General features: G+C 55.2%; 1 protein-coding gene. It reads right to left on the bottom strand.

Annotation, left to right across the window (positions count from 1 at the left end; genetic code table 11):
* Positions 1-252 (bottom strand): acyl-CoA thioesterase (locus HBA93_RS22320; RefSeq protein WP_221724697.1); only part of this gene is annotated, 252 nt, incomplete at its 3' end.

The raw sequence follows: 252 nt of genomic DNA, 5'->3' as shown, positions 1-252 counted from the left end.
ACCGTCACGCAGGCGCTCCACACGATAAATAATCGGAATGGAAGGATCGCCCGGCCGCATGAAATAACCGTGCAGGGAATGCACAAAGCGTCCTTCTTCAACAGTGCGTTGCGCTGCAACCAGCGCCTGTCCGATCACCTGTCCGCCAAACACCCGCTGCCAGCCTACCTGCGGGCTGCGGCCACGAAACAAATTATGCTCCAGCGGTTCCAGATCAAGGATCGACAATAATTCTTTCATCGCATCAGACAT

The sequence above is a fragment of the Ochrobactrum sp. SFR4 genome (assembly GCF_019730395.1).
Lineage (GTDB): Bacteria > Pseudomonadota > Alphaproteobacteria > Rhizobiales > Rhizobiaceae > Pseudochrobactrum.
The sequence above is the reverse complement of the archived record's forward strand: the minus strand, read 5'-3'. Positions and strand labels throughout refer to the sequence as shown.